General features: G+C 73.9%; 9 protein-coding genes and 1 pseudogene. 1 reads left to right on the forward strand and 9 read right to left on the reverse strand.

Translation table 11 applies throughout. The features are described 5' to 3' along the window. Positions 1–14: 14 nt before the first annotated feature. The 8 genes and pseudogenes from tmk to bldG form a co-directional block, all read right to left on the reverse strand. Positions 15–3,323 (reverse strand): annotated as a pseudogene (tmk, locus tag BJP40_RS16480) (dTMP kinase). A gap of 149 nt (positions 3,324–3,472) precedes the next feature. Beyond that, positions 3,473–6,331 carry a type I DNA topoisomerase gene (topA, locus tag BJP40_RS16485; RefSeq protein WP_071281008.1) on the reverse strand — a complete coding sequence of 953 codons (2,859 nt, stop codon included), beginning with the start codon at positions 6,329–6,331 and terminating at the stop codon, positions 3,473–3,475. Positions 6,332–6,780: 449 nt separating this feature from the next. Next, a complete protein-coding gene (locus BJP40_RS16490) occupies positions 6,781–6,978 on the reverse strand; it encodes a hypothetical protein (protein ID WP_071281009.1) in 198 nt (65 codons plus the stop codon). Between the two features lie 497 nt (positions 6,979–7,475). After that, positions 7,476–9,023, reverse strand: coding sequence for a methyltransferase (locus tag BJP40_RS16495; RefSeq protein WP_071281010.1), 1,548 nt, complete (start codon positions 9,021–9,023; stop codon positions 7,476–7,478). Positions 9,024–9,134: 111 nt separating this feature from the next. After that, positions 9,135–9,815 (reverse strand): small secreted protein, encoded by a 681-nt coding sequence (locus BJP40_RS16500; protein ID WP_071281011.1) that lies wholly within the window; start codon positions 9,813–9,815, stop codon positions 9,135–9,137. A gap of 232 nt (positions 9,816–10,047) precedes the next feature. Continuing rightward, entirely contained in the window at positions 10,048–12,432 is a 2,385-nt protein-coding gene (locus BJP40_RS16505) for a sodium-translocating pyrophosphatase (RefSeq protein ID WP_107416790.1), read from the reverse strand. A 241-nt stretch (positions 12,433–12,673) separates the two neighbouring features. Beyond that, positions 12,674–13,132 (reverse strand): ATP-binding protein, encoded by a 459-nt coding sequence (locus BJP40_RS16510; RefSeq protein ID WP_071274039.1) that lies wholly within the window; start codon positions 13,130–13,132, stop codon positions 12,674–12,676. A 469-nt stretch (positions 13,133–13,601) separates the two neighbouring features. Continuing rightward, on the reverse strand, positions 13,602–13,955 hold the full coding sequence (bldG, locus tag BJP40_RS16515) for an anti-sigma factor antagonist BldG (protein ID WP_071274042.1): 354 nt from the start codon (positions 13,953–13,955) through the stop codon (positions 13,602–13,604). Positions 13,956–14,034: 79 nt separating this feature from the next. Here bldG and BJP40_RS16520 point away from each other — a divergent pair, with 79 nt between their 5' ends. Next, complete coding sequence (locus BJP40_RS16520) at positions 14,035–16,503, forward strand: DEAD/DEAH box helicase (RefSeq protein ID WP_079171231.1); 2,469 nt, start codon at positions 14,035–14,037, stop codon at positions 16,501–16,503. Here BJP40_RS16520 and BJP40_RS36335 read toward each other — a convergent pair. Beyond that, complete coding sequence (locus BJP40_RS36335) at positions 16,483–17,241, reverse strand: Rv3654c family TadE-like protein (RefSeq protein WP_079171254.1); 759 nt, start codon at positions 17,239–17,241, stop codon at positions 16,483–16,485. The two genes, BJP40_RS16520 and BJP40_RS36335, sit on opposite strands and share 21 nt — an antisense overlap. Between the last annotated feature and the right edge of the window lie 48 nt (positions 17,242–17,289).

Raw genomic sequence — 17,289 nt, forward strand, 5'->3', positions numbered from 1 at the left:
TGACAGTCCCGGCCTCAGCGGCGACCACCGCCCCGGCGGGGATCCCCCGGGTCGTCGTCCCCGTCGTGCGGGCCGAGCAGTTCGTCGGCGAGGGTCGGCAGGTCGTCCAGCGGGGTCTCCTCCGCCCAGTCGGGCCGGGGCCGCCCGGGGCGGCCCTCCTGGCCGACGCGGGGCAGTTCACGCGTGCGGTCGTCGTCGCCGGGGGCGCCGCCGCCGGCCGGCGGGCGCGCCTCGTCCCGGAAGAAGCCGCGCGGCACCCGGTCGGCCGGGCCCTCACCGCGCACCGGCGGGAGGACGGCCGTCTCCGCGGCGTCGCCCGCCGGCCAGTCCTCCTTGCGGGGGTTGATGCGCTGGGTCTCGTCGTCGGGCCGTGCGGCAGGCTCCGGGCCGCGGGTCGCGCCGCCGGCTTCGGCGTCGTCCTTGCGCATGTCGACGCGGCCACGGGCGCTGTCGGCCCCGGCACCGGCACCCGCCGGGCCTCCCGCGCGGCTCTCGGGGTCCTCGTCGTCCTTGCGGAAGCTGATCCGGGGCGTCGGCACGGTCTGGGTGACGTCATGGGGGTCGACGACCGGGGTGGGCACCGTGAGTTCGTCCGGATCGACGACTGGCGTCGGCACGGTCAGGTCGTCCGGGTCCACGACCGGGGTCGGCACCGTGATGTCGTGCGGCGACACGGGGGGCGCCGACGCCTCCGCTGCCGCCGTTGCCGCCGCCTCGGCTTCAGCGGCCGCCTGGCGGCGCGCCTCCTCCGCGCGCAGCAGCGCCTCCTCGGCCTTCCGCTGCTTCTCCCGGCGGCGCTCCTCGGCCTCGGCCCGCAGCCGGGCCTCCTCCTCCGCCGCCCGGCGCAGCCGCTCCTGCTCCTCCTCGCGCGCCTTCTCCTCGGCTTCGCGCCGCCGCCTTTCCTCCTCGGCGAGGCGACGGGCCTCGGCCGCGCGCTGGCGGGCCTCCTCGGCCTGCCGTTCGGCCTCGCGGCGCCGGGCTTCCTCCTCCTCGCGGCGCTTGCGCCCCTCTTCCTCGGCGCGCAGCCGGGCGAGCTGCTCCTGGCGCTCGCGTTCCAGCCGCTCCTCCTCGGCCTTGCGGGCGGCCTCCTCCTCGGCCCTGCGGCGGGCCTCCTCCTCGGCGGCCTTGCGGGCCTCCTCCTGTGCCTTCACCTCGGCCTCGGACAGCGGCAGCATCTAGTCGAGCCGGTGCCGTACGACGGTGGTGACGGCCTCAGGCTCCTGACCCGCGTCGACGACGAGGTAACGGGCGGGGTCGGCGGCCGCCAGGGCCAGGAAGCCGGCCCGTACGCGCTGGTGGAACTCGGCCGGCTCGGACTCCAGCCGGTCCGGGGCCTCGGTGAACCGCTCCCGCGCGGTCTCCGGCGACACGTCGAGCAGGACGGTGAGGTGCGGGACGAGTCCCCCGGTCGCCCACCGCGAGATACGGGCGATCTCCGTCGAGGAGAGGTCCCGGCCCGCTCCCTGGTACGCGACGGACGAGTCGATGTACCGGTCCGAGATGACGACGGCGCCGCGCTCCAGCGCGGGGCGGACCAGGGAGTCGACGTGCTCGGCGCGGTCGGCCGCGTACAGCAGGGCCTCGGCCCGGTGCGAGAGCCCGGCGGACGACACGTCGAGCAGGATCGAGCGCAGCCGTTTGCCGACGGGGGTCGCGCCCGGCTCCCGGGTGACGACGACCTCGTGGCCCTTGGCCCTGATCCAGTCCGCGAGTGCGGCGGCCTGTGTGGACTTCCCCGCGCCGTCGCCACCCTCCAGCGCGATGAAGAAGCCCGTCGGTGCGGGGGCCTGCACGGGGTCGGAGCCGCGCAGCGCGTCGCGCAGGTCGCGGCGGAGCGGCACACCGGAGCGGTCGTCGGTCCTGGCCAGCACCAGCGCGGCGACGGGCAGCAGCAGCGCGCCGACCAGCATGAGCGTGAACGCCGCACCGCCGTGCGCGAAGACCAGGCTTCCCGCGGCCAGGCGGTGCGCGCCGATGGCGGCGGCGATCAGCGGCGCGGTGAGCGCGCCCAGTCCGATGGCGAGCCTCACGACCGCCTGGAGGTGCTCCGTCACGCGGGGCCTGCGGAACTCCTCCGTCTCCTGGTCGAGCAGGGCGTGACCGGTGTGCGCGGCGACCCCGGCGGCGAAACCGGCCGTCAGGGCCAGCAGGACCACCGTCGTGGTGTCGGGGACCAGGCCCATGACGAGCAGCCCCACACCCGTCGCGGTGAGGGCGAGGGCCAGCAGCCTGCGTCGGGAGAGGGCGGGCAGCACGGATTCGGCACCGCGGATGCCGAGCCCGGTACCGCCGACGAGGGCGAGCACGAGCAGGGCGTACGCGGCGGGGCCACCGTCCAGCTCACCGGCGTGCAGCACGGCGACGGACGCGGCGGAGGCGATGGCTGCGGCCACTGCGGCGCACGCCGACACGAGCAGCGGCACGGCCCCCGTACGGCCCCGCTCGGCCCCCGTGCCGGTGCTCGGACGGCGCAGGCCCTCCAGCGGGGAGCGGGGCCGCGGGGTGGGCGTGCCGGGCAGCCGCAGGGCGGACACCACGGAGGCGGACGCGGCGAAGAGACCGGCCGCGACGTACGAGGGGAGCGCGGCCTGGTGGATCTGGAACCAGTCCACGACGAGGCCCAGGAGCTTCCCGGCGAGGGAGGCGGCGAGCAGGACGGCCGCGGCGGCCGGGATGCACGCGAAGGCCGTGCGCAGCGACAGCCTGCGCAGCGCCCCCAGGTGGTCGGGAAGGGGCCGCACGGCGGCGCCTTCTGGGGGCGGGGCGGGCAGCAGCGCGGGGGCGGCGGTCTCCCTGGCGATGGTCCAGAACCGCTCGGCGGTGCCGGTCAGGAAGACGGTGAGGAGCACGAAGGGGAGGGCCAGACCGGGGGTCCAGACGATCCACAGGGGGGCGACGACCAGCAGGGCGGCCCGCAGGCCGTCGGCGGTGACCATGGTCCAGCGGCGGTCGAGCGGCCCGCCGGCGGCGATGAGCGAGGTCATCGGGCCGAGGAGCACGGCCCCGAAGAGCAGCGTGGACAGGGCGCGGGCACCGAAGGCGGCGGTCACTGCGAAGGCGGCGCCCCGCAGGCCGGGGCCGAAGGCTTCCTGTGTGACGGCGGCCCGTACGGCGAGCATCACCAGGACGAGCAGGGCGAGGGCGTCGGCGGTGCCGCTGACGGCCTGGGCGCTCCACAGTCTGCGCAACGGCTGGTTGCGCAGGAGCGCCCGCACCGCGCGTTCGCGGGAGTCCGCGGTCAGCGCGGCGTCGGCGCCGGTGTCGGCGTCCGAGGGGGCGCCGGGGCCCGTCTGCTGCTCGGCTGGCTGCTCGGCTCGCGTCATCCCCTCAGCCTATCCGGCCCCGCCGACACCCCGGCGCCGTCCGCCACCGTGGGCGGGGGCCGGCGGGAGCCGGGTACGGCGGAAGCCAGGTGCGGCGAGGCCGGGGTTCGGCGGGGGCGCCCCGGGGTGATCCGGGGCGCCGTGCCGCGTCAGTCCTCGGAACCGGCGGAGCGGGCCGCGGCCGTCTTCTTGGCGGCGGTCTTCGTGGCGGTCTTCTTCGCCGCGCCGGCCGTCTTGGCGGCCGTCGTCTTCTTGGCGGTCGTCTTCGTCGCGGTGGTCTTCTTCGCCGCCGTCTTCTTGGCGGCGGTCTTCTTCGCGGTGGTCTTCTTCGCCGCCGTCTTCTTGGCCGGCCCCTTGGCCCGCTTCTCCGCCAGCAGCTCAAAGCCCCGCTCCGGGGTGATCGTCTCCACGCTGTCCCCGGACCGCAGGGTCGCGTTGGTCTCGCCGTCCGTGACGTACGGCCCGAAGCGGCCGTCCTTGACGACCACCGGACGCTCGCTGACCGGGTCGTTGCCGAGCTCCTTCAGCGGCGGCTTGGCGGCGGCCCGTCCCCGCGCCTTCGGCTGGGCGTAGATCGCGAGGGCCTCGTCCAGCGTGATCGTGAAGAGCTGCTCCTCGGCCTCCAGGGAGCGCGAGTCGGTGCCCTTCTTCAGGTAGGGCCCGTAGCGGCCGTTCTGCGCGGTGATCTCCACGCCTTCGGCGTCGGTGCCGACGACGCGCGGCAGCGACATCAGCTTCAGCGCGTCTTCCAGGGTCACCGTGTCGAGCGACATGGACTTGAAGAGGGACGCGGTGCGCGGCTTGACGGCGTTCTTGCCGGTCTTGGGCGTGCCCTCCGGGAGGATCTCCGTCACGTACGGGCCGTAGCGGCCGTCCTTGGCGACGATCGCGTGCCCGGTGTGCGGGTCGTTGCCCAGCTCGAACTCGCCGCTCGGCCGGGCCAGCAGCTCCTCCGCGTACTCGACGGACAGCTCGTCGGGCGCGAGGTCGGCGGGCACGTCGGCGCGCTGGTGGCCCTCGGTGTCCTTCTCGCCGCGCTCGATGTACGGGCCGTAGCGGCCGACGCGGAGCACGACGCCGTTGCCGACGGGGAAGGAGGAGATCTCGCGGGCGTCGATCGCACCGAGGTCGGTGACGAGCTCCTTCAGGCCGCCGAGGTGGTCGCCGTCGCCGTTCCCTGCGTCGGCGGCGCCGCCCGTGCCCGCGCCTTCGCCCTCGCCGAAGTAGAAGCGCCGCAGCCACGGCACGGCCTGGGCCTCGCCGCGGGCGATGCGGTCGAGGTCGTCCTCCATCTTCGCGGTGAAGTCGTAGTCGACGAGCCGGCCGAAGTGCTTCTCCAGCAGGTTGACCACGGCGAAGGAGAGGAACGACGGGACGAGGGCGGTGCCCTTCTTGAAGACGTAGCCGCGCTCCAGGATCGTGCCGATGATCGACGCGTACGTCGACGGGCGGCCGATCTCGCGCTCCTCCAGCTCCTTGACCAGCGTCGCCTCGGTGTAGCGGGCCGGCGCCTTGGTGGCGTGGCCGTCCGCCGTGATCTCCCGGGCGGCCAGCGCGTCGCCCTCGGCGACCTGCGGGAGGCGGCGTTCACGGTCGTCGAGCTCGGCGTTCGGGTCGTCGGCCCCCTCCACGTACGCCTTCATGAAGCCGTGGAAGGTGATCGTCTTGCCGGACGCGCTGAACTCGGCGTCACGGCCGTCCGCGGCCCGGCCGCCGATCTTGACGGTCACCGAGTTGCCGACGGCGTCCTTCATCTGAGAGGCGACGGTCCGCTTCCAGATCAGCTCGTACAGCCGGAACTGGTCGCCGGTCAGTCCCGTCTCGGCGGGCGTGCGGAAACGATCACCCGAGGGACGGATCGCCTCGTGCGCCTCCTGCGCGTTCTTGACCTTGCCCGCGTACGTGCGGGGGGCGTCGGGCAGGTAGTCGGCGCCGTACAGCTGCGTGACCTGCGCACGGGCCGCGGCGACGGCCGTGTCGGACAGCGTCGTCGAGTCCGTACGCATGTACGTGATGAAGCCGTTCTCGTACAGCTTCTGCGCGATCTGCATCGTCGCCTTGGCGCCGAAGCCGAGCTTCCGGCTGGCCTCCTGCTGGAGGGTCGTGGTGCGGAACGGCGCGTACGGCGAGCGGCGGTACGGCTTGGACTCCACGGAGCGGACACTGAACGCCGTGTCGGCGAGGGCCGCCGCGAGGGCGCGGGCGTTCGCCTCGTCGAGGTGCAGCACCTGGGCGCCCTTCAGGCGGCCGTCGGGGCCGAAGTCGCGGCCCTGGGCGATGCGGCGGCCGTCGACGGCGGTGAGCCGGGCCGCGAACGCCGCCGGGTCGGAGGTGTCGCCGGTGCGGCCGGTGCCGAAGGTGCCGGTCAGGTCCCAGTACTCGGCGGAGCGGAACGCGATGCGCTCGCGCTCACGCTCGACGACGAGGCGGGTGGCGACGGACTGGACGCGGCCGGCCGACAGCCGCGGCATGACCTTCTTCCACAGGACCGGGGACACCTCGTAGCCGTAGAGGCGGTCGAGGATGCGGCGGGTCTCCTGGGCGTCGACCATGCGCTTGTTCAGCTCGCGCGGGTTGGCCACGGCCTGACGGATGGCGTCCTTGGTGATCTCGTGGAAGACCATCCGGTGGACCGGGACCTTGGGCTTCAGGACCTCCATGAGGTGCCAGGCGATGGCCTCGCCCTCGCGGTCCTCATCGGTGGCGAGGTACAGCTCGTCGGAGGCGGCCAGCTGCTCCTTGAGCTTGCGGACCTGGGCCTTCTTGTCGGCGTTGATGACGTAGATCGGCTGGAAGTCGTGCTCGACGTCCACGCCGAGGCGGCGCACCTCGCCGGTGTACTTCTCGGGGACCTCCGCGGCCCCGTTCGGAAGGTCGCGGATGTGCCCGACGCTCGCCTCGACGACATAGCCGGGGCCGAGGTAGCTCTTGATCGTCTTCGCCTTGGCAGGCGACTCGACGATGACGAGTCGGCGGCCGCCCTGCGCGGTCTCGCTGGTCGGGGACAACGTTCGCTCTTCTCTCCGGTCGACGCTCGGTGGCACGTGCGACGCGGTGCGTGCCCCGTGACGAGGGCTTCCGCGCACACCGCGGGCACTGCGCCACGGCTGTGGCGCTGCTGTCGCTGCGGAGTGTGACGGTACAACCCGCCCCCGTGTCAAACGGCAAAAGCCCGCAACGGCCACTCGAACGGTAACCCGACTTCTGGCATTCCTGCCGCCCGGAGTCTCCTCACGGCGCGGAGGGCCACGTTCCGGCGAGCGGCCGCGGAGGTCTCCCGCCCGGGTGCGCGACCGGCGGGGCGCCCGGTGTGAGCAGGGCCCTCAGCCGCGGTGCGCCCGGGTCCCGTCGGAAGCGCAGAGGGGGACCGGCGGCGTGCCCGCAAGCGACTCGCGGCCGACGAGGACAGGGAGGGCCGCGCCCTCTCCGACCGGTCCGTCCCCGTGAGGCGAGCTGCTCAGACGCGGCCGAAGCACCACACGCCGAGCGCGAGCAGCACGGCGCCGAACGCTGTTGCGAACACGGCCGCGGTCGTCGGGTCCACCCCGTGCGCGACGGGGGCGCGGTGCCGCACGCGGGCGGCGGTCCACACCAGCAGGCCGGCCCCGAACAGCGTGAACGCCGCGCCGGCGAAAATGGCCGGTCCGCTCTCCATGCCCGTACCCCGTTCCGTCTGTGATGCGCGTCATGGGCACCCCGCGCGCCGCCGCCGGGCGGCGGCCGCGGGTCCCCCCGGGGCCGAGGCTGGCACTTCCGTGCGTCGGGAGCACGAATTGCGGGTGAACGGCGCGGGACCCGCCGCCGCCCTTCACCCGACTGGACCGACACCACGGGTCCTGAGGCGCTGTGGACGCCCCCGCGAGCGGCCGTCCGACTCCTCACCGGCGCCCCGGAACCACGGGCTGCGGCTCCCCGACCGCGGCCTCGTGCGTCGGCTGCCGGAGGGCTCGCGCGAGGAGGCTGCCGGAAGGCACGCCTGCGGACGCGGGCGACGCGCGGGCGGCCGGGATGCCCGCCCCGGGTACGGCCGCAGGCGCGGGCCCAGCCGCCGGGCGGAGCCGGTCGCCACACAGGCGGAGCCCACCCCGCCCCACGTGGCCCGGGCGGCCCCACCGGCGGGGTTCCGGCCCCCGGTGCCCGCAGGGCTCGCCGTCAGACGGACGCGGCGGGGTGAGCGGGCTCGTCGACCGGGGTCAGGAAGCCCTCCTCCACCAGGAGGCGGATCGCCTGGGGCGTGCGGTCCCGCAGGACGACGGGGTCCTCGCCCATGAGCTGGGCGATCGCGTCCAGGATCCGCCCCGCCGTCAGACTGCCGTCGCACACTCCCGCGAAGCCCGCGCCCACGGTGTCGACCCTGGTGGCGCGCCGCATGCCGCGGTTCTGCCGGAGGATCACATGCTCCGGGTCCTCGGCTCCCGGCCGGCCCACCTGCTCCTGGACCACTTCCGGTGCCAGGACGAACCGGTCGGCGAGCAGCGCCGCGTCGTCCCGCCTCCGCAGGTAGTCCTGCCGCGCGAAGTGCGCCACGACCGTGTCGCCCAGCGGCTGCTCGACCGGATGGGGCCACTCCTCCACGACGATCGACGGCCGCTCGGCGGCGGCCTTGCGCAGGGTGATCCAGCCGAAGCCGATCGCCCGGGTCCGTCGCGCCTCGAACGCGTCGAGCCACTCCTCGTACCGCGCCGCGTACTCCTCGGGAAGGGCGCGGTGGTCCCCCGCGTCCCTGAGCCACAGCTCGGCGTACTGCGTCACGTCCTGGAACTCCCGCTGGATGATCCAGGCATCGCACCCGCGCGGCACCCATGAGCGGACCCGTTCCTTCCAGTCCTCGCCCTCCACGTGCTCCCAGTTGGCGAGGAACTGCGCGTACCCCCCTTCGTTGAGCCGCTCCCCGGCCTGCTGGACGAGGGTGCGGCACAGGTCGTCGCCGCTCATGCCGCCGTCCCGGTAGGTCAGCCTGGCCCCGGGCGAGATCACGAACGGCGGGTTGGAGACGATCAGGTCGTACGTCCGCGCGCCCACGGGCTCGTAGAGCGAACCGGTGTGCAGCTCGGCTTCCGGCGCGTCCGACAGGGCGAGGGTGAGCCGGGTGAAGACGAGGGCCCGCGGGTTGAGGTCGGTGGCCGTCACCCGCGTGGCGTGCTGGGCGGCGTGCAGTGCCTGGATGCCGCTGCCGGTGCCCACGTCAAGCACGGACGCCACGGGCGTCCGCACCGTGAGGCCCGCGAGTGTGGTGGAGGCGCCGCCGACCCCGAGGACCACGCCCTCGCCCCGGCCGCCCGCCCCGCCGGCGCCTCCCACGGCGCAGCCCAGGTCGGAGACGATGTACCAGTCCTGGCCCTGCGGACCGCCGTGCGGCCGTACGTCGACGGTTGCGCGCACGGTCTCCGCGGCGCCGTCGCCGTCCCGCACCACCCATCCGTCGGCGAGGGCCTCGTCCAGGGGGAGAGCGGCTTTCGCCTGCTCCAGCGGGACGGACCGCTGGAGCAGGAACAGCCGTACGAGGGAGTCCAGGGGCCCCGTGCCGCTGGTGGCGCGCAGGGCGGGGACCGTCTCGCTGCGGGCGAGGGCGGCGTAGGCCGGGGCGCCGAGCCGGTCGAGCAGCCCGTCGGCGGTGAAGCCGGCGGCGAGGAACGCCGCACGGAGGCGGTCGGCGCGATCGGGCACCGGGAGGCTGGTGGTCTGGCTGGTCGTACTCACCCGCTCATTGTGACCGCCGCCACGAACAGACGGCGAAACGGCCCGGCTGCCTGTGGACAACCGGGCCGCCGCGCGGGTGCCCGGCGGCCCGTACGGTTCGGCGTCCGGCGGCTACTCGGGCTTCGCGCTCGCCGACTCCGCGGCCTTGGCGGACGGGGAGCCGGAGGCGGGCGCCTTGGCCGCGGGCGACGAGGCCCCGGCTCCGGGCTTGGCCTCCGCGTCGGCGGACGCGGACGGCACCGCGGAGGGGGTGGCCTTCTGGCAGCCGGGCTGGCGGGCCATGGCGTCCCGCAGTTCCCCGGACTGCAGCTTGGCCAGCGCGTCCTGGTCCATCTTCTCGATCTTCTTCAGGCCGGCCGCGACGTCCTGCAGGCCGTCGGCGAACGCCTGCTGGTTCTTCGGGTCCAGGGCGTCGACCTGCTTGCGCAGTCCCTCGTACGCCGTGGCCGTGGCGCCGAGTTCCTTGATCGCGTCCTTCTGGAGCTGCTCGCCGTTCTCGATCGGCGGGACACCGGCGCTCTGCACGGCCTTGGCGAGTGCCTTCTCCGTGTCCGCGATGTCCTGGAACGCCTTCGAGTCGGCGGCCTGGACCTCGGCGGGCTTGCTGTCCGCGTGGGTCGAGATGATGGCCTGCTGGGCGTCGGCCCGCTTCTGGAACTGCGGTTTGGCCTGGTCGCAGAACGTCTTGGCCCAGGCGTCCGCCTTGCCGTCGTCGCCGTCGTCGCTGCAACCCGACAGCACGAGTACCAGCACCGCGCCGCCGGACAGTGCGGCTGCAAGCTTCTTGTTCACCGGATCGGTCCCTTCCAAGGCTCTCGGCCCCGGAACATACACGCCCGGTAGGTCGAGCCCGCAGGCCGTACGCCCGGTTCGTACCCCATTGAAGCCATTTGCACCAAGAGAGACAAGGCTCACGACGTGAGCACCACCGCATCGCCCCCCGAAGTGGGCCCCGTCCCGGGGCGCCGAGTGCCGCGACGGGCGGTACGGACTGGGCATCGCAAGGGGCTCACCGGAAGCGGGGCTACGGCACGGGCGCCTCGTCCGGGGATCCCGCGGCCTGCCGGGGCCCGTCGGGCGGACCGCCGTCGTCCCCGGCTACGGACCGCCGCTTGGAGACGTACACCGACGCCACGATGACGGTGATCGCGACGACCGCCACCACCGCCCGTACCGCAGGGCTGGCGTCGTCACCGTGGCCGAAGCGGACGACGGCCGGGGCGATCAGCAGCGCGACCAGGTTCATGACCTTGAGCAGCGGGTTGATCGCCGGACCGGCGGTGTCCTTGAAAGGGTCGCCGACGGTGTCCCCGATCACGGTGGCGGCGTGCGCCTCGCTCCCCTTGCCGCCGTGGTGGCCGTCCTCCACCCGCTTCTTCGCGTTGTCCCAGGCGCCGCCGGAGTTCGCCAGGAAGACGGCCATGAGGAGGCCGGTGCCGATGGCCCCCGCGAGGTACGCGCCGAGCGCGCCCACGCCGAAGGTGAAGCCGACCGCGATGGGCGCCAGCACCGCGAGGAGCCCGGGGGTGGCGAGCTCGCGCAGGGCGTCCTTGGTGCAGATGTCGACGACGCGCCCGTACTGGGGCTTCTCGCTGAAGTCCATGATCCCCGGGTGTTCCCGGAACTGGCGGCGCACCTCGTACACCACGGAGCCCGCGGAGCGGGACACGGCGCTGACGGCCAGCCCGGAGAAGAGGAAGACGACCGCGGCGCCGAGGATCAGCCCCACGAGGTTGTTGGGCTGCGAGATGTCCATGCTGAGCGTCAGCTCGTCCGCCCTGGCGCCGACGTCCGCGACCGCGGTGGCGATGGCGTCCCGGTACGAGCCGAAGAGCGCGGACGCCGCGAGGACCGCGGTGGCGATGGCGATGCCCTTGGTGATGGCCTTGGTGGTGTTGCCTACGGCGTCGAGGTCGGTGAGGACCTGCGCGCCGGCGCCGCGGACGTCGCCGGACATCTCGGCGATGCCCTGGGCGTTGTCGGAGACGGGACCGAAGGTGTCCATGGCGACGATGACGCCGACGGTGGTGAGGAGTCCCGTTCCGGCGAGCGCGACGGCGAACAGCGCCAGCGTGATCGACGCACCGCCCAGCAGGAAGGCCCCGTACACGGCGAGGCTGATGAGGAGGGCGGTGTAGACGGCGGACTCCAGGCCCAGGGACACGCCCGCGAGGATGACGGTGGCGGGGCCGGTCAGCGAGGACCTGCCGACATCCTTGACGGGGCGCCGCCCTGGCTCCGTGAAGTAACCGGTGAGCTGCTGGATGAGGGCGGCCAGGACGATGCCGACGGCTACGGCGACGACGGCGAGGACCCGTGGGTCTCCGGCATGGCCGAGCACGGCGCCGTCGGTGACGCCGTCCAGCTCCGCGTACGTGGCCGGCAGGAGGACGAAGGCGGCGGCGGCCACGAGCGCCAGGGAGATCACCGCGGAGAGGAAGAAGCCGCGGTTGATGGCGGTCATCCCGCTGCGGTCGGCCCGGCGCGGCGCGACGGCGAAGACACCGATCATCGCGGTGACCACGCCGATCGCCGGCACCACCAGCGGAAAGGCCAGGCCGAGGTCGCCGAAGGCGGCGGTGCCGAGGATCAGCGCGGCGACCAGCGTCACCGCGTACGACTCGAAGAGGTCGGCGGCCATGCCCGCGCAGTCGCCCACGTTGTCGCCCACGTTGTCGGCGATGGTGGCGGCGTTGCGCGGGTCGTCCTCGGGGATGCCCTTCTCGACCTTGCCGACGAGGTCCGCTCCGACGTCTGCCGCCTTGGTGAAGATGCCGCCGCCGACCCGCATGAACATGGCGATGAGTGCGGCGCCCAGGCCGAAGCCCTCCAGTACCTTCGGCGCGTCCGCGGCGTAGACCAGCACGACGCAGGCGGCACCGAGCAGCCCGAGCCCGACGGTGCACATGCCGACGACGCCGCCGGTCCGGAAAGCGATCTTCATCGCCCGGTGCGAGACGGCCGTCAGGTCCTTCTCGGGTTCTCCGGCCCCGGGCGTGGCCTCCCGTGCCGCGGCGGCGACCCGTACGTTGCTGCGTACGGCGAGCCGCATGCCGATGTACCCGGTGGCCGCGGAGAACAGCGCACCCACGAGGAAGAAGAGCGAGCGGCCAGCTCTCTGCGACCAGTTGTCGGCGGGAAGCAGCATGAGCAGGAAGAACACCACGACGGCGAAGACGGCGATGGTGCGCAGTTGCCGCCCCAGGTAGGCGTTGGCGCCCTCCTGGACGGCTGCGGCGATCCTCTTCATCGCGTCCGTGCCCTCGCCCGCGGCGAGCACCTGACGGACCAGCAGTCGGGCGACGACCAGAGCGAGCAGGGCGACACCCGCGATGACGAGCACGATGACCCGGTTCCCCGAGGTGAGCTCCGCGGCCGCGAGAGGCGGTGGGTCGAGGAGTCCCGCCATGCGTCCTCCCTGGCGTCTCGCGTGAGCGGCATCCGGCGGCATCCGGATGGAACGGGGCGATGAGGAACAGAATCAGCCGCGGCGCGTCGCTCGGCAAACGCTCGCCGCAACCGCGGCCGGGGGCTGCGGCCGAGCGGCGGAACGCGCGCCTCCGGTGCGCTGGGCGGCGGACAGGGAAAAGGCCCTGCTCAGCAGGGCCTCACCGGGCTTCTCGTCCCGGGCGTGCGTCGCGCGAACCGTGTCAGGCGCGTGCGGCGGAACCGGACCGGGGCCAGCTCATCCGGATGACACCGCCGCGCTCTCCGGCGGAGACCTCCACGTCGTCGACGAGGCCGCTGATGACGGCGAGGCCCATCTCGTCCTCGCCTTCCGCGTCGTCGAAGTCGGGCTGCGACGCGTGCCCCCGCTCCCCCGGCACCCCGGCGGCGTCGGCCGCGGCGACTCCGGCGCCGGGCACCTCGTCGCCGACCTCGATGGAGAACGCCTTCTCCTCCTCGGTCAGCAGCACGCGCACGGGCGCGAGGACGTGGTTGCTGCGGTGCAGCCCGACGGCCCGGGAGCAGGCCTCACCGACGGCGAGCCTGACCTCGTCCAGGACGGCTTCGTCCACCCCGGCCATGCGCGCCACGGCGGCCGCCACGAGCCGCGCTGTCCTGACGTGCTCGGGCTGGGCGCTGATGCGGAGTTCCACGGTGGCCATGCTGTCCCCCTCGGGCTTACGAGCGTGGTTCTCGGAAGGTCCGGGTGCGCTTCCGGGTCCCTCCGCCGTTCCTCCCGGACCGCCCGGGCGTGCCCGGGTATCCGGCGCGTCGGGGCCGCCCGCGTGCGGCCCCGCACGTGGGGCCGGGGCCCCTCTCGGGTCCCCGCGACCCCGTGCCGACGCGTCCGCGGACCGCGAAAGGTGGATCCGCCGCACCGCTGCGCGCCTCACCGCAGGATCACCCGGGGACGACCCGGCCGACCCTTGACCGCCTCGCCACCACGACCGGCGGACCGGTCGGTGGAAAGGCCGGTGACCGGTGCGGGGCAAGGCTGGTTCGCCCCGCCCGCCCGGTTCACGGCGTTCGGGCCCGCCGACCGGGCCCCGAACCGGGTGATCCATCCAGCTCGGGACATCGTCCGGAAGGCCGTTCGACGACGCGCACTGCGGGCCGCGTCGGCCGACCGCCTCAGTCGGTGGCCGCGACCGCCTCGTCGACGGTCGTGTGAATCGGGAACACCTTGGTCAGGCCCGTGATCCGGAAGATCTTGAGGATGCGCTCCTGGTTGCAGACCAGTCGGAGCGAACCCTCATGGGCACGTACGCGCTTCAGACCGCCCACGAGCACGCCGAGGCCGGTCGAGTCCAGGAAATCCACACCCTCCATGTCGACGACCAGGTGGTAGCTGCCGTCATTCACCAGCTCGACCAACTGCTCGCGCAGCTTGGGCGCGGTATACACATCAATCTCGCCACCGACCTCGACGACCGTGCGGTCGCCACCCGGGCCGGACACAGTGCGAGTCGACAGGGACAGGTCCACGGATCCTCCAGCACCTTGCTATCGAGCGGCCGCCCCCCGGGTCTCCCCGACGGAGCCTGGGGACGGATCGCCAGCCGCCATGGCATTCAATCACTTACCAGCAGCCATGCACGACGCCTTGGGAGCATTGTCCGTCATGCCGGTGACACACTCGGTGCCGATGGCAAGGAATCACCGCCCCCGTCACCCCGCCCAGAGCGGGGTGAGCAGCCCCTCCCCCGGCACGGTGCTCGACCGGCTCACCGCAGGGGCAAACCGGGCTGCGCGCATCACTCATACGGAGCACCTGCCCCCCAGAGCGGGTCGGCATGCCCTCTGGCCCGATCGCATCCGCCCAGAAGTGATCAACGCCATTCACCAGGCGGGGATCGACCATCCGTGGGCACACCAGGCAGCCGCCGCCGAGCACGCCCTGGACGGCGAGTCGGTGGTCATCGCCACCGGCACGGCGTCCGGCAAGTCCCTCGCCTACCTCGCGCCCGTGCTGTCCACGCTCCTGGACGGCTCCGAAGCGCCCAACGGCCGCGGCACCACAGCGCTGTACCTCGCCCCGACCAAGGCGCTCGCGGCCGACCAGCGGCGCGCCGTGGCGGCCCTCGCGTCACCTCTCGGCACCCGCGTCCGCCCGGCCGTGTACGACGGCGACACGCCCGTCGAGGAACGGGAGTGGGTCCGCCAGTACGGCAACTACGTCCTCACCAACCCCGACATGCTCCACCGGGGCATACTGCCCTCACACGCCCGCTGGTCCTCCTTCCTGCGCGCACTGCGCTTCGTGGTCATCGACGAGTGCCACACCTACCGCGGCGTCTTCGGCTCGCACGTCGCCCAGGTCCTGCGCCGACTGCGCCGACTGTGCGCCCGCTACGGCTCCGCGCCGGTCTTCCTGCTCGCCTCCGCCACCGCCGCCGAACCGTCCGCCGCCGCGGGACGCCTCACCGGAGTGCCCGTGCACGAGGTGGCCGACGACGCCTCGCCCCGCGGCGAGCTGCTGTTCGCCCTGTGGGAGCCGCCACTGACCGAACTGCACGGAGAACACGGCGCTCCGGTGCGCCGCACAGCGACCGCCGAGACCGCCGACCTGCTCACCGACCTGACGGTGCAGGGGGTGCGCTCCGTGGCCTTCGTGCGCTCCCGGCGCGGCGCCGAGCTGATCTCGGTCATCGCCCAGGAACGCCTGGCCGAAGTCGACCGCTCGCTGGCGCGCCGCGTCGCGGCCTACCGGGGCGGCTACCTGCCCGAGGAGCGCCGCGCCCTGGAGCAGGCCCTCCACTCCGGTGAACTGCTCGGCATGGCGGCGACCACCGCCCTGGAGCTCGGCATCGACGTCTCGGGCCTCGACGCGGTCGTGATCGCCGGGTATCCCGGCACCCGCGCCTCGCTGTGGCAGCAGGCCGGCCGCGCCGGACGGGCCGGGCAAGGCGCCCTCGCGATCCTCGTCGCCCGCGACGACCCCCTGGACACCTACCTCGTCCACCACCCCGAGGCACTCTTCCGGCAGCCCGTGGAATCGACGGTGCTGGACCCCGACAACCCGTACGTCCTCGCCCCACACCTGTGCGCGGCAGCCGCCGAACTGCCCCTGACCGAAGCGGACCTGGCCCTGTTCGGCCCGGCCGCGCCCGGTCTGCTGCCGCAGCTGGAGGCAGCCGGCCTGCTGCGGAAACGCTCCTCCGGCTGGTACTGGACCCGCCGTCAGCGCGCCGCCGACCTGGCGGACATCCGCGGCGGGGGCGGCAGCCCCGTACGGGTCGTGGAGGCCGCCACGGGACGGCTGCTGGGCACCGTGGACGCGTCGGCCGCGCACACATCCGTCCACGAAGGCGCCGTGCACCTCCACCAGGGCCGCACCTACCTCGTGCGAGACCTGGACCTGAAGGACTCCGTCGCACTGGTCGAGGAGGCCAGTCCGCCGTACTCGACCACCGCCCGGGACACCACCTCCATCTCCGTCCTCGAAACCGAGACCGCGATCCCCTGGGGAGACGGCCGGCTCTGCTACGGCTCCGTCGAAGTCACCAACCAGGTCGTCTCCTTCCTTCGCCGCCGCCTCATCACTGGGGAGGTGCTGGGTGAGACCAAGCTGGACCTGCCACCCCGCACGCTGCGCACCCGCGCCGTGTGGTGGACGGTCACCGAGGACCAGCTCGACGCCGCCCGGGTCAACCCGGAGCAGTTGGGCGGCGCCCTGCACGCCGCCGAACACGCCTCCATCGGCCTCCTGCCGCTCTTCGCCACCTGCGACCGTTGGGACATCGGCGGGGTGTCGGTGCCGCTCCACCCCGACACACTGCTGCCGACGGTGTTCGTGTACGACGGCCACCCCGGCGGCGCCGGCTTCGCTGAGCGGGCCTTCCACACGGCGCGGTCGTGGCTGACGGCCACCCGGGAGGCCATCGCGTCCTGCGAGTGCGAGGCCGGCTGCCCTTCCTGTATCCAGTCCCCGAAGTGCGGCAACGGCAACGATCCTCTGCACAAGCGCGGCGCCGTACGCCTCCTCACGGAGCTGCTGCGGGGCGCCCCACAGTCACCCGAAGGCTCTTCCTAGGCAGCGCCCGCAGCCCTGAGGACCGGGCACCGGGGCCGCGGAGCCGGTGCCGCCGGACGGGGTGTCCGGACGACGTGGTGGGGCGCCTTTCACCCGGGTGAGGTGTCCGGGGCACGCGGCCCGGCGCCGGCCCCACCGGACGCGTGTCCAGGACACGGGCGGGGCGTTGCGGTTCCTGCCGGACGCCGTCGCCGACACAGGCGGGGCGGTGCCGCCCCCGCCGTCGGACGCCGTAGCCGAGGCAGGTGGCCTGCTGCCGGCCCCGCCGGACGCCGTACCTGGGCCACGTGGCCCGGTGCCGCCCTGGCCAGACGCCGTGCCTGGGTCAGGCAGGGCGGCGCAGTCCCCAGCCTCGGGGGGCGCGCGCCCGCCGGTCCGAGGCCGGATGTCCTGCACATTCGGGCCTGTCGGAGCCCGCGCTGCCGGAACGGGAACCGCCTGTGCCTCCGGATCCGCAGGGCCCGCCCTCGCCCTGACGTCGGCCGTGCAGGGGCCGAAACGGGCCCGGGCCGTCACGTCCGCGACCTCGCCGTGGACGGTGCACCGGACCAGCTCCGTGCGCTGAGCCTCGGCGACGCGGGCAGCCGCCGCGCAGGCGGCAGCCGGGCCGCGCAGCACCGTGTCGGCCGCGGCGAGCGCGGCCAGGTCCGCCGCGCCGCCCGCCTGGTGCCGGGCCGCCACGGCCTGCCCGAGAGCGAGGACCGCGGCGAAGACGAAGCACAGCGTCCCCGTGACCATCGTGGCCCACACCGTCGCCGAGCCCCCGTCACCTGTGGGCTTCCCCCG

Origin of the sequence: Streptomyces sp. CC53, from assembly GCF_001865245.1 — a bacterium.
Lineage (GTDB): Bacteria > Actinomycetota > Actinomycetes > Streptomycetales > Streptomycetaceae > Streptomyces.